A 24154-nucleotide genomic window follows, 5' to 3' on the forward strand; every position below is an offset into this window, starting at 1 on the left:
GTTTTGCTTGTAGCTAATACAGAAATAAAGTTATGTAAACTAAAAACTATCAATACCATAAGACGATTTACTCATGCTTTTTAAGAAAGAAAATGCTATTATGGTACTATCCTATGATTTTGAAAGGTTTGCCATGAGTCAAGCAGCTACTGATACAGATTTTAAACATTTGATAGACTTCGACGATAATCTGCTTCCATTTCGATTGACGGAAACTAAGGTTGAAAATGGACGCCCTGATATTCTTTTTCATTGGCATCCAGAGCTTGAGATTCAGTACGTTTATGAGGGGACGGCTCGTTATCACATTGATTATGACTATTTTGACAGTCAGGCTGGAGATATTTTTTTAATTCGTCCGAATGGCCTTCATTCGATTCACCCCGTAGATAATCAGCCTCATCATACGGACACCTTACATTTTCATTTGGATATGCTGGGACAGTCGCTGGTGGACCCGCTTAGTCTACGCTACCTACAGCCTTTACAGAATTCTAATTTCAAGTTTAAACAATGCCTGAGACCGTCAGACGAGGGGTATAGGGAAGTCAAAGCTCTCCTCTTTGAGATTTTTAAGATGATTCGTCAGAAAGATCGTCACTATGAACTTCTTCTCAAGTCAAAGTTGGAAGAATTAATCTACCTCCTCTACTTCTATCGTTTGGTAGAGCGAAAAACTTCAGATGATCATTATCGTAAGAATGAAAAGATTCGGGAAATCATTGATTACATTAACCAACACTATGCCGAAAATCTCACTATTGAAAAGTTATCAGAGCTTATGGGGTATAGTAAGACCCACTTTATGACGATTTTTAAGCAACATACAGGTACCTCTTGTACAGAATTTATCATTCAAGCAAGACTCAATGCTGCTTGCGAGGAGCTTCGTAATACCGTTAAACCAGTTTTGGAAATTGCTACTAATGTTGGTTTTAATAACCTATCCAATTTCAACCGCCAATTTAAACACTATTACGACCAAACTCCAAGCCAGTATCGAAAAACACATAGCAACAAGAAGAAAACAAAAAAGAGTTAGCCAAATGGTTAACTCTTTTTTTATCTGCAAACTTCTTAGTTTTTCTCTTTGCCTTTGTGTTTACCACTAAGTCCAAAGAGAGTGAGCAACATACCAAGTCCGAGGAGACCAGCGTGTGAGCCCTTGTCACCTGTTGTAGGAAGAACTTCAGTTTGAGCAGAAGCTTCTTCTGTCACTTTTTCAGTTTCTTTAAGTGCTTCACTTCTTGTTGAAATGAAGAATACTTTTCCATTAGGAGTCGTCACTACTTTAGATACGACTGGTTTGCTAGTTTCTAAATCTTTAGCAATAGTTGATGGAGTGACTGGTGCCAATGGATTAAGTGTAGGGTCTGCTGCATTTTCTTTCTTGTTCAAGGCAGCAAAATCAGCACTTGAAATTGAAATGGTACGTGAATTTGGATTGATAACGGCATACTTAGAAAGGTCTGCACGTGTCAAGTAATCCGCAAAGACGGTATCCATTGAAGGACCTTCTTCACGAGGACCGCCCAACATTGTGAAGCCATCACCACCAGCAGCCAAGAAGTCATTCGTTACAAGGTAGTAAGTTCCGTTTGTGTTGAGTGGTTTATAGACACCAGTTTCTGGATCCAAAATGTCAATTGACAAGATACGTTTTTCAGCTGGAAGAGTTGTGTCATAGTAAACACGAGCTCCTGAGACTTGAAGGAAACCACCAGATGGTTCAAGAAGAGGTTGACCATTTTCATCCAGAACAGTTTTACCGCTTTCGTCAACTTGGAGAATAGAACCAAGAGATTTGACAAACATATCATGGATATTTTGACCTGTTACTTGAATTTGAGCAACTGAGTTACCAAATGGAAGAACGGCAATGATATCACCTTTAGTAATTGGCTTGTCTTTGGCGATTGTTTCACGAAGACCACCACCATTTGTCACGGCAAGGTTAGACTTGTGTGTGAAGGCTGATTGTCCGTAATCTAAGAGAGCATCAGCGACCACATTACCAAGGTTGGTTTCACGAACACGAACATCCATACGGTCACCGCTAAGTTTAACAGGGCTATTTTCGATAACGACTTTCGAAGAATCTGCCTTGTACTTAGCTTGGATATCATCAATCATAGCTTTAACTGTTGGGTTAACTTGATAATTCTTCTTAGCTTCGTCATGTGAAATCACGCCATGTGACAAGACACGGTCAGAATTATAAACGATGCGACCAACATTGTTAAGGTAGCTACCAGTTTGGTTGTAAGTAACGTTATCGCCGTATGTCGCTGTGTGAAGAGTGTGTGAGTGACCATCAAGGACAAGAACACGTTTTCCTTTCAAAGGTGCATAGTTTGAAAGAGCTTCTGCCAAAGTTGATCCACGCCATTCAACTGGAGTTGTTGTATCAATACCCAAGTGACTAAGGACAACATAAGTCTTGTATTCCTTACCTTCGGCACGGGCATTTGATTCCACTTGGTCAACAACAGCCTTAACTTCAGTAATAGGATCAGTGAAAGAGACACCAGGGATATTACGTGGGTGTGTCTTAGTAGCTGTTTCAGGTGTAGTGACACCAATAACAACTACTTCATCTCCATCAACACCAGGTGTTTTGTCAACGATTGTAGATGGTTGGAAAAGACGGACGCCATCTACATATACGTTAGATGTGATGATTGGGAAATTGATTTGTTTGCTCAAACGACGCAATTGGTCAAGACCAAAGTCAAACTCATGGTTACCCACTGTCATGGCATCAAAACCAACAGCATTCATGACGCTTGCCATGTCTTCACCCTTAGAACTGTTTGAGATTGGAAGTCCTTGGAATGAGTCCCCGGAGTCAAAGACAAGGGTTGTTCCTTTTGAACGAGAATCATTTACGATACCAGACAAAAGGGCATCACCAATAACTCCGTTACGATCATCTTCAACCATACGACCGTGAACATCGTTGGTGTGAAGGACAGTTACAGTGTCGTTGCTGGCACTTGTGCTAGCATTTGTCACGACTTCTGTTGTAGGAGTTGCGGCTGCAGTTGCTGTTTCACTTGCTGTAGCAGCAGGTGTTTCGCTTGTTTCAGCTGTTGAAGCAGTAACAACTGATGTTGAACTAGCTACTGGTGCTGCAGACTCGCTAGATGCAGTTGTTGCTACAGTAGATGTCGCATTGGTAGTTGCCTCTGTAGCTACTACTTCAGTGCTTGGTGCTGTTACAGCTGCATGAGTTTCTACCTCGTCTGCTTGGACAGCATTGGCCAAGATGGCAGTTGAGACAAGTAGGGTTGATAGGGTCGTTGCAACGACTGTTTTCTTCTTCATTCCAAAATACCTTTCTGATTGTTAAATCGTTTTTATTATACCACATTTATAAGATTAGAATTAAATAAATTTCAATGTTTTATTAGATAATAAAACAATTTTTTAATAATCAATAGGTAGCTAAACGTTTTTCAAGATAGCCTTGAAGCAGTTCAAAAGTAAAGCTCAAAGTCCAGTAAATAAGGGCGATTAGGATATACATAGACATGTAGTCATACTCACGCCCACCGATAATCTTAGCATTTTGGAAAATGTCAGGCACTGTAATCATAGCCGCCAACGAGGAACTCTTTACCATGTCAATGATGACATTACCAAGAGGTGCTACTGCTATACGCATGGCCTGAGGTAAGATAATTCGACGGATAATAGACTTCTTAGGAAGACCAAGAGAGCGAGCGGCTTCCCACTGCCCCTTATCTACGGCAGCTATGGATGAACGAAAAATCTCTGCCATATAAGCGGCACTAACACAGGAGAAACCAATAAAGGCACAAAGAAGGGCGGGCAGCTGAACACCAACGTAAGGCAAACCAAAATAAAGAATGAAGAGCACGACCAACATAGGGACCCCACGCATGATGGAAATATAAACACGGGCAGGATACTTCAACCAAGGTTTTTGCGACATCCGCATAAAGGCAAGGATGATGGCAAATACATTCCCCACCATAAAGCTTAAAAGGGAAATCCCCAAAGTATAGGGCAAACCTGATAGAACATAGGGAATGCTCTTTAGAATCAGTGAAAAATCAATAATCATAAGTCTATCTTTCTAAACAATTCTTTAGCAAATAAGCGATCCAATTGGATCGCTCATATTATTCAACATCAGAGATGTCAATCTCAGTGTAGTCAACTTTCGTTTTCTTTGTAACGTCTTGACCAGCAAAGAACTTCTCTGAAATCTTGGTAAGGGTACCATCTTTCTTCATGTCTTTGATAGCTTTATTAACTTTTTCTTGAAGAGTTTTATTCTTCAATGAGAAAGTAAAGCTTGTTGAGTAAGGGTTACTGTAGATACCATCGTTGATCTTAACAGGGTACTTGTCTTTGATAGCGGCTACTGCCATCTTTTGCAAATAGTAATCATTGACGATAACGTCTGTACGACCATTTACCAAGTCTTGCATATAAACGTCATTGGTAACATTGTCATATACGACAAGTTCAGCACCCATTTTTTTGGCAATCTTCATGTACTTGGTACTTGCAGCACCGGCTGCTTTCTTGCCTTTGAGGTCCTTCCATGAAGAAATTCCTGAATTATCTGATTCACGGACTACCATGGATGTAAATGAATACTTGTATGGTTCAGAACGCAAGAATTTTTTAACGTTCTTGTTGTCATCTTCGAGTGAGTAGTTAGCGATATCTACTTGACCACTATTTACAGCGGTAAGCATGCCATCCACGCCCATCTCCGTGAAGTCAATTTTCAACTTAAGACGTTTTCCAACTTCTTTGAGAATCTCAACGTCATAACCAGTCAAATTGTTCTTATCATCGTGGTAGCTTTGTGGGTAAAGAGTTCCAGCAGTCGCAACCTTGATGCTCCCACGTTTCTCAATCTTTTCCCAGTTCTTCTCACCTGTACTCTGTGACGAGCAGGCAACCAAAAAGACCGCAGCCAAAATTAGGCTAAATACGGCGAAAAATCTCTTTTTCATCTATGTGTGTCTCCTTAAAAAATGAAGTTAAGTTAAAAACTTATAATCTTAGCCTACACTATTTGAAAGGGTTTCACAAAATATTGAACTGCAAATGAGAATGTCTAGCTAAAAACCGAACATTCTTCCATCTGTTGGGTCAAGTGTAAGAGGAGGTCCTCTCTTCCCTTGGCAGCTGTCAGTTGAACACCGAGTGAGAGACCCTGCTCGTCCCGATAGACAGGTAAAGAAATCGATGGTTGTCCCGTCAGGTTAGCTTGTTGAGTAAAAGGTGTCCAGTCTAAGCTGTCCGCAAACATTTCCCAAATAAGTTCCTGTTGCTTTGGCCAGTCAAAATCAGCCATATGTTTGAGTTGATTTTGTAAGTTTTCAGAGAGGGCAAACTGTCCATGCTTAGGCGCCACATCCGCAACTGTTGGTGTCAGAAGAATATCGTAAGACTCATGAAAATTCGCCATCTGATGGCTATACTGATCCCACTGGGCTAGAATTTTAGAGTAAATTTTTGCAGGAATCTTTTGCCCAGATTGGAAAATAGCCCAAGTCATCAACTCCATATCTTCAAGCGTCATCTGACGTCCCAAACCAGCCTCTATACCATCAAACATGGCAGCCGTCTCGACACTATTCATAATGTAGTAAGACTGCATGGCTTCAATCCCATTTAAGGGCTGGTCGCTCATTTCATGCACATGATGTCCGAGACTCTCTAATGCTCTAGCAGCCTTTTTTGTCGCTGCAATAGCAGATTTTGACACCTTACCACCAATAGGAGAAACAGTCGAAAAAGCAATCTTCAAAGGTCTAACTGCTTCTTCTAAAGACACTTTGCTAAGCTTCGGTAAGATAAAAGGACTTTCCATCTGACACGTCTGCATGTGATAGAGCAAGCGTTTTGTATCGCGCACAGTCTTAGTCAAAGCAAACTGAACAGAGGCTCCCTGCCAGCCACGGAAAGAACTAGGACCAACAGGAATCCGTCCTCTTGTAGGCTTAAGCCCGATAAGTCCGTTAAAGGAGGCTGGAATACGGATAGAGCCTCCACCGTCACTAGCTGGGGCCAAGGGAGAAATGCCAGAACTCACAAGAGCTGCCGCACCACCACTTGAGCCACCAGCATTACGCGTGACATCATCAGGCAGGTTAACAGGACCATGAATCTGAGCATCACTGATATTTTTGAAGCCAAACTCAGGAGTGCTAGAACGCCCTAAAATAATAAAGCCCAGTTCCTCAAGTTTCTTTACATAATTATCCGTTTCCGTTGCACGATAACTTGTAAATAGGCGAGAACCCGCGGTTGACGGCTCACCAGCTTGCTCTTGACCCAAATCCTTTAGGAAAATCGGGATTCCAGCAAAAGGTTTCTCTGAAAAGTCTCTAGTTTCTGCTTCTTCTATAGCTTTCTCGTAGCGTTGACTAACGATAGCATTTATCTTAGGATTCGTTCTCTCCGCTTCACGAATGGTAGCCTCCACTAGTTCTCGGGGACTGACCGTCTTATTTTGCACGGCTTCTGTCATTGCCGTTGCATCTGACCACTCATTAATTGACATCTTATACTCTCCCTGCTTATCTTTTCCTAAATTATACTAAAAAAAGCGAAACGCCTAAAACGTTCCGCCTTAAATCTTGATAATTAGTCTTGCCAAGTCTCTTGATTTTCTTTGAATTTCTTCAAAAGTTGAAGTCCATCTGCTGTGATGTAGCCTTGTACTTTAGCGACTTTAATCAACTCAGTGTAGTTTGAAAGAGTAACCAATTTCACACCAGCATCCGCAAAGTTTTTCTCAGCTTTTGGCAATTCGTAAGTGAAGATAGCCACAACACCGATAACATCAGCCCCTTCACGCTCTGCAGCTGCTACAGCATCAAGTACTGAACCACCAGTTGAAATCAAGTCTTCAACAACAACCATTTTTTCGCCTTTAACCACACGACCTTCGATTTGGTTACCAGCACCGTGATCTTTTGGTTTGCTACGGATGTAGGCAAATGGAAGGTTCATCTTGTCAGCGATAATCGCACCGTGAGGAATACCCGCAGTTGCAGTACCTGCAATCACTTCTACTTCGGGGAATTCTTCCTTAATCTTTTCCACAAAACCATTTTCAATAAGGGTACGAGTTTCTGGATAAGACAAAGTAATACGGTTGTCTGTGTAGATTGGTGATTTGATTCCTGATGCCCATGTAAATGGTTCTTCAGGTTTAAGGTAAACAGCCTTGATATCGAGCAAGTCAGATGCGATTTGTGATGCTAATGTCATAATTATTATCCTCCGTAAAGCGTTTTCTACTCTTTATTATAACCTAATTCCATCTATTTTCCTATGAAATAAGGTCTTTTTGAAAATTTATTGACCGTTCCATTGGGCCTTGATGTCGTGATAAGTAGCTACTGGATCGTCAGCTTGTGTAATTGGACGACCTACAACAATGTAATCTGAACCAATTTGACGGGCATCGGCAGGTGTCATGACACGTTTTTGGTCACCAACTGCTGCTCCTGCTGGACGGATACCAGGTGTCAAACAAACGAAATCTTTATTTGTTGCTTCTTTGATTTTCGCTACTTCGTGTGCTGAGCAGACAACACCATCAAGACCTGCTTCAGCAGTCTTCTTTGCATAATGAACCACTGATTCTTGAAGTGTGGTTTGGATATTTTGAAAATCACGCATCTGCTCTTCAGAGGTAGAGGTCAACTGTGTTACAGCAATCAAGATTGGACCATCTCCCAAGCCTTCACGCGCAGCCTTCATCATTTCCACACCACCAGCCGCATGCACATTAGTCATATCAACGCCAAGGTTAGACAAGACACGCATAGCTGATTTCACAGTATTTGGAATATCGTGAAGCTTAAGGTCAAGGAAAACACTATGGCCAAGCTCTTTAACGTAGCGCACAATCTCAGGCCCAGCTGCATAGTAAAGTTCCATACCAATCTTCACATAGAGCTTTTCACCAGCGGGAAACTTAGCAAGGAAAGCCTTCACATCCTCAAAGGTCGGGAAATCAAGGGCAATAACAGGACGATTTTCTCTCATTTCTTATATCCTTTCACACAAAAACCCTCCGCCAGTCAGCGAAGGTTGCACGAAAATAGGGCAGTCCCTACCCTTTAGTGATGTCGTAGCATCTCAGTACACCTTTCTCGCCTCTCTGGACTCGATTAAAGGTTCAGTTCAATTTGTTCTATTATAGCGCTTTTATAAGGGAATGTCAAAGGGGGATGAAAGTAATTATACCTTTGTTGAACTCCTTAAAAATGCTATTTTTATTCTATTTCCCCAACAAGTCTGTTCTAACTTCCTTACGTAAGTCTTCAAGTGTTGTGATGCCGTACTTGTCCATGACTTCAGGGAGGCGGTCGATGATTTTAGGGCAGGCATAGGGATCTGCAAAGTTGGCCGTTCCGACACCGATGGCTGAAGCACCAGCGATAAACATTTCGATAGCCGCTTCGGCACTATCCACGCCACCCATACCGATGATTGGGAGGTCTGATGCTAGAGCAACTTGGCGGATAAGCTTAAGGGCTACTGGGAAGACAGCTGGGCCTGACATACCACCTTGGCCATTGGCAATGATAGGTTTGCGAGTAGCCAAGTCATAGCGTGTACCAACCAAGGTGTTAATCATAGTGAAACCTGTCGCACCGGCATCTTCGACTGCCTTGGCGACACTTGTAATATCAGACACGCTTGGTGTCAGTTTGACATAGACGGGCACATCAGAGTGAGAGACACTAGCTTTTACTGCCGCATAGGCAAGCTCTGGGACTTGTCCGATGAGGAGGCCGTTATTACCATGGTCCACGTTTGGACACGAGATGTTGAGCTCGATTGCCTTGACATTAATGGCTTTGGAAATTTTGTGAGATACTTCCGCATATTCTTCATTTGAAAATCCAGCCACATTAGCAATGATGGGAAGCTCAGGATAATGCTCTTGCAACCAAGGGAGTTTTTCAGACAAGACAGCATCAACACCAGGGTTTTGCAGGCCAATAGCATTAAGCATGCCTGATGGTGTCTCAGCCACACGTGGTGTCGGATTACCAAAACGAGGGTTGGCGGTCGTAGCCTTAATCATGATAGAACCTAGTTTGTCCAAATCATAATACTTGGCATACTCTTGACCAAAACCAAAGCAACCTGAGGCGGGGATAATAGGATTTTTCAAATCAAGCCCTGGAAGGCTAATAGCTAAACGATTTTCTGATTTAATCTCTGACATGGTAACCTCCTAGACGATGACTTTTCCGGTAGGGAAGACTGGCCCTTCTTCGCAAACACGAAGATTTTTGGCGTCCGACTCTCCTTTAACGTGAACGACACAGGCATAGCAAGCGCCCATACCACAAGCCATACGAGCTTCCATAGAAACATAGGCATGAGGATGATTTTCAAACTTGCTGTCGACATATTTAAGCATGCCTGGAGCTCCGCAACTGTATACGGCATCTGGAGTCCAGTCGAAATCATCAATAACCGTCGAAACGTAACCCTTGATACCGTATGAACCGTCATCAGTTGTCACGTAGACTTCACCACAAGCTCTGAGCTTGTCCTCCAAGATGACGGCATCCTTATTGGCAAAACCAATCACTGATACAACTTCCACTCCCTTAGCCTTCAACTGTTTAGCCGTCTCAACCAAAGGTGGCACACCAATACCTCCACCAATGAGGAGGGTTTTCTCCCCAGCATCGACAACGGAAATATCAAAACCATTTCCCTGAGGCCCCATGGTATCAATAGTTTGACCAGCTACCATCTTAGACAGAATAGCTGTTCCCTCACGCTCCACACGATAGACAATGGTTGCCTCTTTCTTGTCGTAGTCAATCTCTGAAATGGAAATCGGACGACGAAGGAGCTTGCTTGGGTCTGGTACCTTGAGGTGGACGAACTGACCAACCTGCATATCTGCAACCATCTCTCCCTTAAGCACCATCTCGAAAATACGAGGTGCAATCTCACGCTGACTCACAATGGTTAAATCTTCAACTAATATCATGACAACCCTTTCTAAACTGCAAAATGTCATCAAAAAAACCTCGCCACATGGCAAGGTCGCACAAAAAATTACAGGAGAACCCTGTTTTTTCACCTGTCCGACCTTTCAAGCCTCTCTGGACTCATTTAAAGGTTATTTTGTGATTATTATAACCGTTTTCAAGACGGATGTCAAAGGAGAAAAGAAAAAACCAAAGCTTAAAAAACTAAGCTAAGGTCTCTCCAGCCTATAACTAGGCCCTCTGTTTGATACGTTCTCAATCATCTCATAGGGTAACATAAATTGTCAATATTCCTAACAATAGGTGTTAAGAATATTGGATAACAGTCTTAAAATAAGATTATTGGAACAATCTGTCGTAAACCATAGTATGAGCCAACTGTTGACCATCGCCACCCAACAAATCAACCAAGGCGTAGGCAAAGGCTAGGGCTGTTCCGGCACCACGGCTAGTGACAATATTGCCATCAACAACCACCAAGTCAGTTTGATGCTCGCCAGATGCAATTTGGTCCTCAACACCTGGGAAACATGTGAATTTACGCCCTTCGAGCAAGCCAGCACGTTCGAGAACAATTGGTGCTGCACAAATGGCAGCAACATATTTTCCAGCTTTTGCAGCCTCTTGAAGAGAGGCAATCAAGGCCTGATTGTCGCGTAGATTAGTTGAGCCAGGCATACCTCCAGGAAGAACCACCAAGTCGTAATCCGCAAAATTACCATCAAATACACCATCCATAGCGACTTGAATCCCATGTGAGCCAGTTACTGACGCACTTTCAAGTCCTAGCATGTTACAGTCAAATCCTGCTCGGCGGAAGACATCCACTGGGCTCAAGGCCTCGATTTCTTCAAAACCTTCCGCAAATACTACTGCTACTTTTGTCATGATATACCTCCAATTGACTTATCACAAGATTCTATTACGCCTTAAATTATAGCAGTTTTAGAAGCAGGAAACAAACCATAAAAATGGCTCTTGAGCATGAAAAAAAGACAGCACAAGGACTGTCTTTGTCATCTTATCTAAACAAACTTGCTAGGATCCACAAGAGATAAATATGAGCTGGGTAGAAAATATAGAAGAAATTCTTGTTACCACTACCACGCTTACCATTATAAAAATACATAGGAATCGCAGCAAAAATCATCATCCATTGCACACCCGTCGGATCAAAGAGATGGGCAATCACTGAAATAACAGCTAAGACAATGATTTGAGCCATGCGATTGGTACGGAAAATATAGAATAGTAAACCAAGAATAACCATCACAAAGCCACCCTCAACCATGATAACACTTGGTACCAGAGACAAGAGAAAAGCCACACTATGAGCCACAAATGGATTTCCGTTAGGTGTTTCAAAAATCCCCCCTAGTACAGCAACTGGAATTGCTGAAAGTATTGGCAAGAGAAAGACACCCATCCCCTGAATCAATTCCCTATAAGACTTGTCACGAAGTCCCTTAAACAACAAATCCCAAGAGTAAATAAAAATCCCGGTGATAAAGAAGGTTGAAAAGGCATTGTTGGTTAAACCGATACTACCATTATGAAAAATACTACCAATGATGGCGTTGCCAATGATCATAAACCAACTCATGTAAAGCAGACGCCTGAGAAAAGCCATACGATCGTGTGTGTAGTGAAAACTATCAGCAGCAAGAAAGAGGAAAATTGGGAAAGACAGACGTCCCAACATCGTCAACCATATAGGTGCCCCCATACTCCCGAACATCTGATAGATTTGGTCCAAAAACATAAGTGCAACAGCTAGGTATTTCAAATTAGTCGCATTGCTAATCTTTTTTAAATCGTTCATTTAATGCTCCTTTAATTTTCAGCATATTAAATGATACCACAAGTCAGATATAAATTCAAAGGTATTCATTATAATCTAAGACATAACTTTTAACTGTTTTAGCGTAACAATTTTTGTAATAAAGAATGGTCCATAATAATAACAAACTCAATTCCGACTACCCATCCAAAGCATTTTTACTCTCTTTGTGCTATAATAGTTAGGCAATATTTACGTTCATAACGTATGCAAATTATTTAAAAATAACTAACAAAGTTCATAAACTCTTCAAGTTTTTGAAATAACTTTTTTGCGAGCAGAGCGAGCAATTAACCGAGACTTTCCGCCGTGTTAAAAGCGCCTGAAACTAAAAGGTTTCAGGCGCTCGGAATTTTTGAGAGTAAAACAGTTCGGGGAACTGTTTTAGCCTGAGCCTAAAAATGAAAAAGCGAAGGGGCTCAAAAACAATTGAACACGGGCTGCGGATTGTGTCAAAAAGACAAGTTCTCCTAGAATCTAAAGATTCTGCGTCAAACTTTCTTTTTTGACTATATCCGCAGACGCCCTTTGTATCTTTATTAGTCATGGAACTTTGTAAAAGTTCGCTGACGTCCGCCAACACCTAAGGAAAGTTTCACAGAAAATTTTATTTTTTAAATAAAACAATTATTATCACTAACAAGAAAGGAAGTACATCATGTCTTTTGACGGCTTTTTTCTTCATCATATGACGGCTGAGTTGCGTGAGCAGGTTCTCTACGGACGTATTCAGAAGGTTAATCAGCCTTTTGAGCGTGAGTTGGTCTTGACCATTCGTAACAATCGTCAGAATTACAAGCTTCTGCTTTCAGCTCACCCTGTTTTTGGACGTATTCAAACGACCAAGGCTGACTTGCCAAATCCACAGAATCCAAACACCTATACCATGATTATGCGGAAATACCTTCAGGGATCGGTTATCGAGGATATCCAGCAACTGGAAAACGACCGTGTCCTTGAGATTTCCGTCTCTAATAAAAATGAAATCGGTGATAGCGTTAAGGTTACTCTTGTTATGGAAATCATGGGGAAACACTCCAACATTATCCTGATTGACAAGAACGAGAGCAAAATCATTGAGTCTATCAAGCATGTTGGTTTCTCACAAAATAGTTACCGTACTATTCTGCCTGGGTCTACCTACATCGCTCCTCCTAAGACGGATGCTAAGAATCCTTTCGACATTCCAGATGAAAAACTCTTTGAAATTCTACAAACCGAGGATTTGTCAGCTAGAAACCTTCAAAAACTTTTCCAAGGTTTGGGGCGTGACACGGCCAATGAATTATCAGCTTTACTTGAGACTGATAAGCTCAAGAATTTCCGTGCCTTCTTCAATCGTGAAGTAGAGCCAAACTTAACGGCTAAAGCATTTTCAGCTGTAAGATTCTCAGATAGTCAGGACCAACCTGAATTTGAAACCTTGTCAGCCCTTTTAGACTACTACTACTTGGACAAGGCGGCGCGTGATCGTGTGGCTCAACAGGCTAGTGATTTGATCCACCGCGTGCAAAATGAACTGGAAAAAAACAAGAAAAAGCTTGTTAAACAGGAAAAAGAGCTTGCAGCGACTGAAAATGCTGAGGAGTTCCGTCAAAAAGGTGAACTTTTGACCACCTACCTTAGAATGGTTCCAAATGACAAGGATAGTGTCGAGCTAGACAACTACTACACTGGCGAAAAGATTACCATTCCTCTAAATGTTGCTCTAACGCCTAACCAAAATGCTCAGCGTTACTTCAAGAAATACCAGAAACTCAAGGAGGCTGTTAAGCACTTGACTGGTTTGATTGAGGAAACCAAGCAGACTATTGACTATTTGGAAAGTGTTGAATTCAGTCTTTCTCAAGCCAACATGGATGAAATCGAGGATATTCGTGAGGAACTTGTTCAGGCTGGCTTTATGAAGCGTCGTTCAACTGACAAACGTCACAAACGTAAGAAACCTGAACAGTATCTAGCTTCTGATGGCAAGACCATTATCATGGTTGGTCGTAACAACCTGCAAAATGAGGAGTTGACCTTCAAGATGGCTAAAAAGGGTGAGCTATGGTTCCACGCCAAGGATATTCCAGGGAGTCACGTGGTTATCAAGGACAATCTTAACCCTACTGATGAGGTCAAAACAGATGCAGCTGAATTGGCAGCCTACTACTCTAAGGCACGTCTGTCAAACTTGGTTCAAGTCGATATGATTGATGTTAAGAAACTCAACAAACCAACAGCCGGTAAGCCTGGATTTGTAACTTATACGGGACAAAAGACCTTACGTGTCACACCGACTGAAGAAAAAATTGATAGTATGCGGATGAAGTAATCTACTTTATAAAATCAAACTCTCTTGTTTAAAAAAAGAGAGAGTTTTTCTATGTCTTCATTAGAGCAATTTCTTTCGTTGATGAATGAGATTTTCTTCTGATTTTCATTACATTTTTCCGACGACTGTGCTAAACTATAAGGGTAATTACCTATATTAAAGGAGACTTTCAGTATGAAGGCTCTTATGTCATATACGAGTTCTTTTTTAGAATGGTTAGGGCGCTATGTGGGGCTCTTAGTCTTTGGACTATTATTTGTGACTGCTTTACTCATTCGCACGACCATGATGACGGGATACTTTGAGTGGGCAGAGATTAGTAGCGTTCCTTGGTATGTTTATGTTTCAGGTGGGGCCATTCTGCTTTTGACCCTTCTCTGGCCCAAGATTTTAAAGGAACTGACAACAAAGCAGATTTTCATCTTTTTTTCTGTTTGCTTTGTGAGTTTTGGCCTACTTTTGATTTTTCTGACCAGTTTTGCTGGTCGAGACGATGCAGGTACTGTCTTTAAGGGGGCGGTTCAGTTTAATGCTGGTGACTTCTCCCTAATAAAACCAGGAGCCTACTTCTTCCGCTATCCTCATCAGTTGGGGTTGCTCAGTTTTGAACGCTTGGTTCTCTATCTGATTCCTTTAACAGTTATCTCTGTTTTCTATGTATTGAATCTTGGCATGGTCATTGGTATGAACTATGCTACTTGGAAAATCACGGATGAACTGTTTACGAGGCCTTTAGTTAGTCGTTTGGCTGTCATCATGAGCTTTGGTTTCTTACCCTTAGTCTTTAACATCATGTTTGCCTATGGACTTATGTATGGGTTGTTCTTTTCTAGTTTTGCCATTCTTTTCTTTCTACGTTACTTAAGACGTGGTAAGGCTAGGAATGCGATTCTTTCGGTGGCCATGCTATCTTTGGCCTACTGGGTAAGGAGCAATAACATCATTCTCATCATTGCGCTATCTGGTATTTTGATACTATTGACTCTGAGAGAGAATCGTTACCGCTATTTGCTTTTGGTTTTGGCTTTCTTTGCCTTTCCTATGAGTTTGCATAAGGCGACGACCAGTTACTACGAGATTACCACCCACCAAAAAATTCCTGGAACACCTCAGATTGCTTGGCTAGCCATGGGCTTACAGGACAAGCCTGATTCTAAACGCATGCCAGGATGGTATACCGGCTATGTCCGTGACATATACGCCAAGAAAAAGGGAAATATCGAAAAGATTGAGAAAAGTGCCAATCACCTTTTTGATAAGCGTGTTCAATATCTCTTAGCACATCCCGATGAAGCCAGTTGGTTTTTCAGCACCAAGTTTATCAGTTCTTGGACAGAGGGAAGCTTCCAGTCCATCTGGAATGGCCCAAGTAAAGACAAGTTTCAGCCTTTGTGGAATAGGTTTGCGACCTCTATCTATCACGATGGGACCCTACATCTCTTTTTCGTGACCTATATGCAAGGCTATCTCCTAGTCCTATATCTTGGTGGTGTGTTCTACTACGCTTTCACTTATAAACGAATGGGGGACGGAGCAACGTTGGGACTTTATGCCTTTCTCTATCTCTTTGGGGGTATCCTCTTCCACCTCATATCTGAGACTAAAAGTCAGTACACTTTACCTTATATTTACTTACAAATTCCAATGATTGCGGCGGGCTACAACCATATGACACAAATACTTAGCCGCTATCTAAAAAATAGTCGAAAGTCATCTTAGGATGGCTTTTTGTCATTGTTTCACAATTACAATCTTGCTATAATAAGTCTATGAAAAATTCGTCAGTTGATCTTTTACGAGGCCCTATTTTGCGGTCTCTTTTAATCTTTGCTCTACCAATTCTGATATCCAATATTTTCCAGCAACTCTATAATACTGCGGATGTCATGATTGTGGGACGCTTTCTAGGTCCAGATGCCTTGGCTGCTGTAGGAGCTTCTTCTGCTATTTTTGATTTGGTTATCGGATTTGCCTTAGGTGTTGGAAATGGTATGGGGGTCGTTATCGCACGTTACTATGGTGCGCAAGACTATAGGAAACTTCGTCAGTCTGTGGCGGCCACAGTTGTCATCGGTCTGGGCTTAAGCGCCTTGGTTATGATTCTAGGACATTTCGGCCTCTATCCTTTGCTAAGATTTTTAGGAACTCCTGCTTCTATCATCGGGCAGTCCTACCAGTATATTTCCATGATTGTCTCCTGTGTTGGGGTTACTTTGGGTTATAATCTGTGTGCAGGTCTCCTCAGAGCGGTTGGTGATAGTCTGACAGCCCTCTATTTTCTGATTTTTTCAGCTCTGGTCAATATCGTTTTAGACCTTTTCTTTATTACTCAACTTCATCTTGGTGTTCAATCAGCAGGCTTAGCAACCATTATTTCTCAAGGACTTTCGGCAATTCTTTGTCTTTACTATATTAAGAAAAAAGTGACCTTCCTTCTACCAAGCAAGTCAGACTTTGTTCTTGATTCAAGTCTCTATTTGGATCTTTTTGGACAAGGAATGGCCATGGGACTCATGAATTCTATTGTTTCTATTGGGACTGTAACCTTACAGTATGCCATTAACGGCTTTGGCCCTCTCATCATTAGCGCTCAAGTTGCGGCAAGACGGATTATGTCCTTTGCTGTTCTCCCTTTGACTTCACTTGCTGCCGGGGTGACTACTTTCACCTCACAGAACTTCGGTGCCAAACAGTTTAAGCGCATAGTAGCTGGGTTAAAGCAATCTTGTCTTGTTTCTATAACTTGGTCTGTCATTGCTTGTGTCCTCCTCTATGTAGCAAGCCCCTTCTTAGCTGGTCTTATCTCCGGTTCAGATAATACTGTGATTATTGACAATACCAGTCGCTACCTCCGTATCAGTTCTCTCTTTTATCCTATTTTAGGAATGCTCTTCATCTTTAGAAATAGCCTGCAGGGTCTAGGTAAGAAACTCACACCTTTAACCTCTAGTTTCATTGAGCTTTTGGGAAAAATTCTTTTTGTTCTTTTGGTCATTCCTTCTATGGGCTATCTTGGCGTTATCCTATGCGAGCCCTTGATTTGGATCCCCATGACCATTCAGCTCTATTTTGCCTTAAGAAAACATATTAAACGCTTGTTTGTCACTTAAACTTTTTTGAACATAAAAAAACGACCGTCATGGTCGTTTTTAGTTTAATTTAATCCCCATTCATCAGAAATCTGTTTCATAATAGCTTCTTGGGAGACAATCCCAAAGCCCAGCATGTAGGTTGAGTAGTCAGCATAGATGACCTTGTTATTTTGAACAGCCTTAAGGCTAGTCCAGACAGGGCTATTTTTAAGTTTATTATCTAGGAGTTCTTGAGAATCTGCTTGAACAATCAGGAGATCCGGATTAATGTCTTTTAGTTTATCTGGATCGATAACTTGTAACATATCATCTGGATTGAAGGTTTCCGCTCGATTGAAATGATAAGTATCATAGAGATAACCAAAATGCCCGTAAGCATAATAACGGATGTCATTGTCAGTCACGCGCAGATACATCAGTTTCTGGTTGCCAAACTTGGCTTTGACATTCTCCGCGAAAACGGCCTCCCTAGCATCCAATCTATCGAGATCCTTCTTCATCTCATCACGTTTATCAAAGATTTCTGCCACCTTAAGAGAGGTTTCATGATAGTCCCAATTTTCATCGGTGTTGATTTGGTAGCCAACAGTCGGTGCAATTTCAGACAGCTCATCATAGAGGTCTTCCTGCTCGCCTGTCATAAGGATTAAATCAGGTTTTAACTCAGCAATCTTATCCAAATCTGGATTACCCTGCCAACCAACTGAAACCACTTTGGCATCCTTGTATTGTTTCTTAAAGAGGGTTGAAAATTCTTGACTATCAGCTTGACCAGTTGTCGCCCCTACTGGAGTGATATCTAGAGGATCCAAGATTTCACCATAGAGGTTGTCGAGGATAACGATACGTTTTGGAGCTTTTTTCAACTCTGTCGTACCAAAATCATGGACAATTGTCTTCTCCTTAAAAGTCTGACTTGTTTTATTTGACTCTGCATTATGTCCAGACGTCATGTCTGGCAAGTAATACAGTAAAAGACCAGAAATGATGGCCAGAATAGCTAATAAATAAAGAAGATTTATTTTTTTCATGGCAACTCCTCGATAAGATCGGATTAAATCGTTACTTTAAAGTTATCTTAAAACTTCTTTAATGTCAATCTATGACTAAGATTTTTTGGAAGGAATTGAGTGTTTTTGATTCCTAAAATGTATTAATGGAAAAACAGATTCGTTTTCGTAAGCAATCGCTTATCTTGTCTTCTGTAGCTCTAGCTACTATCTTTGCAGGGACTGCTGTATCAGCCGATGAAACAGCAACAACAACGCCAGCAACACCTGCTACTACGACTGAGGCAGCACCTCAATCAACAACAGCTCAAATACCTATTGCCAAAGCAACTGAAGAAATTAAAGCTAAGGCCAATACGCCGGTAATCCCATTAGAAAATGCAAAAGTGGGGGATGTTGTAGGTGTCGACGTTAAGGCTACAGAGCCAACAGTAACAGCAAAAGAAAGCACTGATGGAACTGAGGCTATCGCAACAGCAACATCAACTGAAGAAACAGATGAATATGTCGCAACAACGACTGAAACAGTCAATAAAACGACTGTTGTCGAGGTTGTTAAAGAGGCTGATGTGGTGAATCGCCAAGAAGTCAAGGGAACTACTGACATCGTCTTTATTGTCGATAAATCTGGTTCAATGGACAGCCATATCACTGACGTAGCTAATAACATTGAAAAATTCGTGCGTGATTTGGAATCTAAAAATGTGCAAGCACGTCTTGGTTTGGTTGACTATGAATCAAGCAAAGACACAACTTACCATGATTTCGGAGGTTCTAAATTCACCACGGATACGAACGCTTTTATTGGTAAATTAAAAGCAATTCGTACTACTGGTTCAGATGAGGAAGCAACAACAGCATTATCACATATTGCAACTTCACCTGATTATACTTGGGGAACTGGTAAGAACAATCGTCGCTTCGCCTTCTTGGTCACTGACGAAGATATCGACCTTACTCCAAAAAAGCCAACTAAAGATGCTACACTAAAAGCCCTTCAAGATGCTGGGATTTCTTTGACCGTAGTTGGTAAGAAATATGATGAAAAAGACTTTGACCCATTGGTAAAAGGTACCAATGGTCTCTACCTCGATATCGATAAAGATTTCGCCGATCTTTTGAACAAGCAATTCTCAAACTACGTGATTGAAACTGTTCAAGAAGGACGTGTTTATCGTATTCAAACGGATACTTATGAAGTGATTGCTACGACTCACTTGGTTACTAAAGCAACTAACCAGCCTGAAACGGTGCAACCAGCAACACCAACTGTTCCAGGAAATGTATACTACGTTGAGGGTACGGTCTACGAGGCACCAACGCCATTGCAACCAACATATAAAGAACTCCCAGAAACAGGTTCTAGCCAATCTGCTGCTCTAGTTTCACTTGGTCTTATCAATGCGGCACTCGGCCTAGGCATGGCAGTCAAACCAAAACGTAACTAACACCTCATTTACGTTAAAAACTTAATTATTGCACCCCGTGATTCACACCCCAAAAGCTTAATTTTGAGGTGTTTTGGATTGGTAGGATTATATTTTATACGCCTAGCTATTTTAATCTGATTATTTCCCACCTATCATGTTATAATAAACCAACGATACTATATTGGAGAATTCTATGTCACTCACACACATTTTTTTCGACCTTGATGGTACTCTCGTTGATAGTTCTGAGGGAATCCACAATGGTTTTGTTCAAACCTTTGAAAGACTAGGCCTTCCTGTTCCTAGTGATCAGAAAATTCGCACCTTTATGGGACCACCTCTCGAAGTAACCTTTAAAGAAGAGGTTAGTGAAGAAGGTGCAGCCCAAGCTGTCAAAATTTATCGTGACTATTATGAGACTAAAGGACAATTGGAGGCTCACCTCTATGATGGCATAAAAGAAATCCTTCAACAACTTAGTCAAGATCCTAGCAAAAAAATCTTTATCACAACTTCAAAAAATGAACCTATTGCTCTGGAGATGTGCAAACACCTTGGAATTACTGAATATTTTGATGGCATTTATGGATCCACTCCTACTGCCTTTCATAAGGCTGATGTCTTGCTGCGTGCCATCACTGAAAATCAGGCACCTAAAGACCAGTCCGTCATTGTTGGTGATACCAAGTTTGACTTGATTGGTGGAAAAACGGTTGGCATCAAAACAATAGCGGTGACCTGGGGATTTGGGAAAAACGAAACTCTTTTGGCAGAAAATCCTGATTTTATAGCTGATACCACCCAAGAACTTTGCGATATTTTGAAATAATAATTTAACAGACGAAAAGGGCACGATTATATAGTCATGCTCTTTTTTCTATTGAATCAAAATTACATCTGAACAATGATATCTAGACAAAGCTCCAAAGCCTTATCAAAAGCCTCTGAGCCCCAATCTCGTTGATCGTAATTGTCAATATCCGCAAGGGAATCTGCCGTAAAGAGAAGTAAGCCCCAAATAGCTCCACGAAGTTGAGCAACTGCTGCTAGTGCAGCACATTCCATCTCTACAACGCTACAGCCCTCTTCAATACGATAGGAAATCTTGTCTGGTGTCTCCCTATAAAAGCCATCTGTCGACCAGGTCATGACCTCTTTATAGGGGATTTTCTTTTGCTTTAAAGTTTTCTCAATGGCTCCAAGAGCTTTTTCATTCATGTCTATATAGCGAGATGGCGCAACATAGTGGTAACTTGCACCTTCATCTCGCAAAGCTCTCGTCGGAATCAAAAAAACATTCTCTGGCATGTCAACCAAGACGCCACAAGTTCCAGTTGATATGATTTGCTTTACGCCATAACCAATTAGCCAATCCATAAATTGTGCAGCTGCAGCTGAGCCAACTGGAGCTTGAGCCAAACAAATTTCCTTCCCGTTGTAATTCATGACAAAAACAGGATAGGCTTTGGTGGCAGAGACAAATTCGCCTACTTTTTCGGCGCCAACTGATATCGCATAGCGTTCGACTTCTTCCTCTAAAAAGCCGTAAACACACCTAGGCGGCAGGTCCAAACCTAAATCCTCATGGGTCGGCATAATCACTGCCTGAGGATTGTCGTCAAATTCTAAAATAGGAATTTCATGTTTGTTTATCATCTTTTGCCTCCTAAGTTTTAAGAATTATTATATCAAAAAATGCAAACTGATTATATGATTTCATAAAATCTATTAGCTTATAATCAAGAAAAATAGATGATTAAATCATAACACCTAAAAAGGACATGAATCTGATTTTAGTCAGAAACATGTCTTTTTGTATGCTACTTTAAGAAATATGATTGCAGTCAGGTTTTATTTCCACAAACCACCTAAAATCTGTTTTTCTAATAAGTCAAGGTCTTCTTCTCTTATGTCACCTTTGTCGCCAACGATATAAAGTTGGGCAAAGTATGCCAACAAGGGCCCCACACAAATGCGTACCATTTGAGGGATCGTGATTTCAGGATTAACACGAGGATCTGCCACTAATTCCTCGTGGACTCTTAAAAGTTTATCCTGAATGGTATTCCAGATAAAAATCTGCTCATTTCTCAGTTTCTTATTTGAAAAAATTTCCTGTAGAATAATTTTCATCAAGGCACGATTTTTTTTTAGATAGGCCATGCGATTGTGAACGAGATAATGAACCTTTTCTTCAGTCGTGTTAACGGCCAAAAGTTCCTCAAAAAAACGACCGAAAAGTCCTGGAACAACAGGATGTAAAATAGCTGTTAATAAATCTTCTTTGGTCTTGAAATACTTGAAAAGCGTTGCCTGACTAAGTCCCGCATGTTTGGAAATTTGTAGGGTGGAGGTCCCATTGTAACTCTTAGTAGAAATCAAATCGACCGCCGCCTGCATGATTTTTTTCTTTCCTTTGGGATAGTCTGCCTCTTTTAGATAAGCTTCAAACGACTCAAAAATACTCTCGCTCATTTTCATCCTCGTATATTTATATTTTAAACTTTACGATAACGACGCAATCCGACAATATTGAGAATTGTCAAAACGATAAGGAAAACAAGTAAAACACCAATATTAGGTAAGACATCTCCAAGTCCACGTCCGTAAAGAATAATCTGACTCATGGCATCACCTGAGTAGGTCAATGGCAAGAATTTTCCAATTGTTTTTGCCCACTCTCCCATTGAATCAAGAGGAATGATTCCTGAGAAAAAGAGTTGAGGCAAAATCACAAGAGGAATAAATTGCATTATTTGGAATTCTGATTTTGCCAAAGTAGACAAGAGAATTCCGAAGGCTAGTGCTACAAGAGCCAATACTACATTAACTATTATAACATTTAATAAACTTCCGACAACTTCAATATCTAACAACCAAATGGCAGCCATGACGACAACTGCTGTCTGAAGAATAGCAATAAGTCCATAAGATATCATGTAACCATAAACGATTTCCGAACGTTTGACTGGTGTCGCTAACAAGCGATCCAAGGTTCCGCTGGTACGTTCTTTCAAAAGTGCCATCCCTGAAATCAAGAAAACAAAAAAGAAAACCACAAATCCAATCAAGACTGGAATCATTTTGGCAAAGAAGCCAGTATCTTCATTTCCATACTCATAAGATTCCTTAATTTCTGGTGATTTTGCATCGAGTTTCAATTGAGGAAGGGCCTGTTTGACACGTGTCACTAGTTGACTGGTGCCTTCACTCGCCATACTGGTTCGTAATACTTGTCGGGTCACAGAAGTTTTAGAGGCATCTGTATTGGCATAGTCTACATGGTACTCCCCATCCTTATAAGAGATAACTGCATCTACTTTTTCATCGTTTAAAGCTTCTTTGGCTTGATCTAAGTCTTTGTAAGTTTTCACACTGACATGGTCTAAGTCATCCATTCTACTTACCAAACTAGTTGGTAGATCCTGCGTTGCAAGCTTGACGTTCACGGTTGTACTAGCCGAAAACATGAGGTTCATCAACCACATGATAAAGACTGGAGCCACAAACATCAAAGCTAGTGTTCGTTTGTCACGAAGCAATTCTTTGATGACTTTTTGTGCAATGGCAATGGTTCTCATCTTATTCTCCTTCTGCTTTCAAAAAGACTTCTTCTATGCTTGAAACACCGTAAGTTTCTTTTAGCTTGTATGGTGTATCGAAGGCAATGATTTTACCGCCCAACAAGAGACCAACCTTATCTGTCAGCTCTGCTTCATCCATGACATGAGTAGTAACCAAAATTCCTACTCCCTTGTCTCTAAGCGTGATTAACTCTTTCCAGATTTTCTTTCTAAGAGAAGGATCGATTCCAACAGTTGGTTCATCCAAAATCAAGAGCTGTGGGTTTCCTAAGAGTGCGATGGCTAGCGACAAGCGTCGTTTCATCCCTCCTGAATAACCAGATACCGACTTGTTTAAGTGGGCAGTCAGATCTACTACTTGAGCCACATGAGCTATTTCATCATTTAGGACTTTTTTGCAGAGACCTTTGAGCTGACCGAAAAATTCCAAATTTTCTTGTCCTGACAAAGCTTCATATAAAGCATCTGACTGGGCCATATAGCCTATATCTCCCAGAATATGACGATTGGGCATGGTCTGGTCTAAGACTAAAGCGATACCACTATCTGCCTTTTCCATCCCTAACATGGTTTTAATCATGGTTGATTTACCAGCACCAGAAGGACCGATTAGACCAATGATTTCCCCAGACTGTAATTCAAAACCAACGTGGTTTAACACAAGTTGTTGACCAAAAGATTTTTGTAAATCTTGTAAATGTAGCAATGTTTTCATATGCATCCTCCTTAGTGAGTATTTACTCACTTTCGATTACAAGTGATATTGTAGTGAGTGTTCACTCACTTGTCAAGTGGAAAATTTAACTTTTTTCAGAAAAATCATAACCACCCGTCTAACGGGTGGTTTGATCAAGGG

The 24154-nt window shown here is 41.1% G+C and carries 21 protein-coding genes; 6 read left to right on the plus strand and 15 right to left on the minus strand.

The window, feature by feature from the left end; all coding sequences use genetic code 11:
- Window positions 1–100 precede the first annotated feature (100 nt).
- Window positions 101–1042, plus strand: coding sequence for an AraC family transcriptional regulator (locus HMPREF2877_RS10225; RefSeq protein WP_083306944.1), 942 nt, complete (start codon window positions 101–103; stop codon window positions 1040–1042).
- A 35-nt stretch (window positions 1043–1077) separates the two neighbouring features.
- Here HMPREF2877_RS10225 and nt5e read toward each other — a convergent pair whose 3' ends face one another.
- From nt5e to HMPREF2877_RS10280, 10 genes are all read right to left on the minus strand, one after another.
- Window positions 1078–3327: a cell surface ecto-5'-nucleotidase Nt5e gene (nt5e, locus tag HMPREF2877_RS10230; protein ID WP_070579887.1), complete on the minus strand. Its 2250-nt coding sequence runs from the start codon at window positions 3325–3327 to the stop codon at window positions 1078–1080.
- 109 nt (window positions 3328–3436) lie between these two features.
- On the minus strand, window positions 3437–4090 hold the full coding sequence (locus HMPREF2877_RS10235; RefSeq protein WP_021144153.1) for an amino acid ABC transporter permease: 654 nt from the start codon (window positions 4088–4090) through the stop codon (window positions 3437–3439).
- A gap of 58 nt (window positions 4091–4148) precedes the next feature.
- Window positions 4149–4997, minus strand: coding sequence for a transporter substrate-binding domain-containing protein (locus HMPREF2877_RS10240; protein ID WP_002884961.1), 849 nt, complete (start codon window positions 4995–4997; stop codon window positions 4149–4151).
- A 104-nt stretch (window positions 4998–5101) separates the two neighbouring features.
- A complete protein-coding gene (locus HMPREF2877_RS10245) occupies window positions 5102–6553 on the minus strand; it encodes an amidase (RefSeq protein ID WP_070579890.1) in 1452 nt (483 codons plus the stop codon).
- Between the two features lie 83 nt (window positions 6554–6636).
- Window positions 6637–7266 (minus strand): orotate phosphoribosyltransferase, encoded by a 630-nt coding sequence (gene pyrE / locus HMPREF2877_RS10250; RefSeq protein WP_004182503.1) that lies wholly within the window; start codon window positions 7264–7266, stop codon window positions 6637–6639.
- A gap of 87 nt (window positions 7267–7353) precedes the next feature.
- Window positions 7354–8049 (minus strand): orotidine-5'-phosphate decarboxylase, encoded by a 696-nt coding sequence (gene pyrF, locus HMPREF2877_RS10255; RefSeq protein ID WP_070579893.1) that lies wholly within the window; start codon window positions 8047–8049, stop codon window positions 7354–7356.
- A gap of 235 nt (window positions 8050–8284) precedes the next feature.
- Window positions 8285–9241, minus strand: coding sequence for a dihydroorotate dehydrogenase (locus HMPREF2877_RS10260; protein ID WP_045772140.1), 957 nt, complete (start codon window positions 9239–9241; stop codon window positions 8285–8287).
- Window positions 9242–9250: 9 nt separating this feature from the next.
- The gene (locus tag HMPREF2877_RS10265; RefSeq protein WP_045772139.1) at window positions 9251–10024 is read right to left on the minus strand and encodes a dihydroorotate dehydrogenase electron transfer subunit; all 774 of its coding nucleotides are present in this window, start codon (window positions 10022–10024) and stop codon (window positions 9251–9253) included.
- A 340-nt stretch (window positions 10025–10364) separates the two neighbouring features.
- Window positions 10365–10913, minus strand: coding sequence for a DJ-1 family glyoxalase III (locus HMPREF2877_RS10275; RefSeq protein WP_045772138.1), 549 nt, complete (start codon window positions 10911–10913; stop codon window positions 10365–10367).
- A 133-nt stretch (window positions 10914–11046) separates the two neighbouring features.
- Window positions 11047–11847 (minus strand): TraX family protein, encoded by an 801-nt coding sequence (locus tag HMPREF2877_RS10280; RefSeq protein ID WP_004182498.1) that lies wholly within the window; start codon window positions 11845–11847, stop codon window positions 11047–11049.
- A gap of 676 nt (window positions 11848–12523) precedes the next feature.
- Between HMPREF2877_RS10280 and HMPREF2877_RS10285 the strand changes: the two genes are divergently transcribed.
- The 3 genes from HMPREF2877_RS10285 (at window position 12524) to HMPREF2877_RS10295 (ending at window position 17292) form a co-directional block, all read left to right on the plus strand.
- On the plus strand, window positions 12524–14182 hold the full coding sequence (locus HMPREF2877_RS10285) for an Rqc2 family fibronectin-binding protein (RefSeq protein ID WP_070579895.1): 1659 nt from the start codon (window positions 12524–12526) through the stop codon (window positions 14180–14182).
- A 174-nt stretch (window positions 14183–14356) separates the two neighbouring features.
- Window positions 14357–15901 carry a hypothetical protein gene (locus tag HMPREF2877_RS10290; RefSeq protein WP_070579898.1) on the plus strand — a complete coding sequence of 515 codons (1545 nt, stop codon included), beginning with the start codon at window positions 14357–14359 and terminating at the stop codon, window positions 15899–15901.
- Between the two features lie 50 nt (window positions 15902–15951).
- Window positions 15952–17292, plus strand: coding sequence for an MATE family efflux transporter (locus tag HMPREF2877_RS10295; protein WP_070579901.1), 1341 nt, complete (start codon window positions 15952–15954; stop codon window positions 17290–17292).
- Window positions 17293–17336: 44 nt separating this feature from the next.
- Here HMPREF2877_RS10295 and HMPREF2877_RS10300 read toward each other — a convergent pair whose 3' ends face one another.
- The gene (locus HMPREF2877_RS10300) at window positions 17337–18305 is read right to left on the minus strand and encodes an ABC transporter substrate-binding protein (protein ID WP_070579904.1); all 969 of its coding nucleotides are present in this window, start codon (window positions 18303–18305) and stop codon (window positions 17337–17339) included.
- 125 nt (window positions 18306–18430) lie between these two features.
- On the opposite strand from HMPREF2877_RS10300, the gene HMPREF2877_RS10305 reads away from it, so the two are divergent.
- Both HMPREF2877_RS10305 and HMPREF2877_RS10310 read left to right on the plus strand, forming a co-directional pair.
- Window positions 18431–19732, plus strand: coding sequence for a VWA domain-containing protein (locus tag HMPREF2877_RS10305; RefSeq protein WP_070579907.1), 1302 nt, complete (start codon window positions 18431–18433; stop codon window positions 19730–19732).
- A 175-nt stretch (window positions 19733–19907) separates the two neighbouring features.
- Window positions 19908–20543 (plus strand): HAD hydrolase-like protein, encoded by a 636-nt coding sequence (locus tag HMPREF2877_RS10310; protein WP_070579910.1) that lies wholly within the window; start codon window positions 19908–19910, stop codon window positions 20541–20543.
- A gap of 62 nt (window positions 20544–20605) precedes the next feature.
- On the opposite strand, the gene HMPREF2877_RS10315 is transcribed toward HMPREF2877_RS10310, so the two are convergent.
- From HMPREF2877_RS10315 to HMPREF2877_RS10330, 4 genes are all read right to left on the minus strand, one after another.
- The gene (locus HMPREF2877_RS10315; protein ID WP_070579912.1) at window positions 20606–21370 is read right to left on the minus strand and encodes a nucleoside phosphorylase; all 765 of its coding nucleotides are present in this window, start codon (window positions 21368–21370) and stop codon (window positions 20606–20608) included.
- A 195-nt stretch (window positions 21371–21565) separates the two neighbouring features.
- Window positions 21566–22189 carry a TetR/AcrR family transcriptional regulator gene (locus HMPREF2877_RS10320; protein WP_049529195.1) on the minus strand — a complete coding sequence of 208 codons (624 nt, stop codon included), beginning with the start codon at window positions 22187–22189 and terminating at the stop codon, window positions 21566–21568.
- 23 nt (window positions 22190–22212) lie between these two features.
- Entirely contained in the window at window positions 22213–23295 is a 1083-nt protein-coding gene (locus HMPREF2877_RS10325) for an ABC transporter permease (RefSeq protein ID WP_049529196.1), read from the minus strand.
- Window position 23296: 1 nt separating this feature from the next.
- The gene (locus HMPREF2877_RS10330) at window positions 23297–24013 is read right to left on the minus strand and encodes an ABC transporter ATP-binding protein (protein ID WP_070579914.1); all 717 of its coding nucleotides are present in this window, start codon (window positions 24011–24013) and stop codon (window positions 23297–23299) included.
- Between the last annotated feature and the right edge of the window lie 141 nt (window positions 24014–24154).

The organism is Streptococcus sp. HMSC072D03, from assembly GCF_001812855.1.
GTDB classification, from domain to species: domain Bacteria; phylum Bacillota; class Bacilli; order Lactobacillales; family Streptococcaceae; genus Streptococcus; species Streptococcus salivarius_D.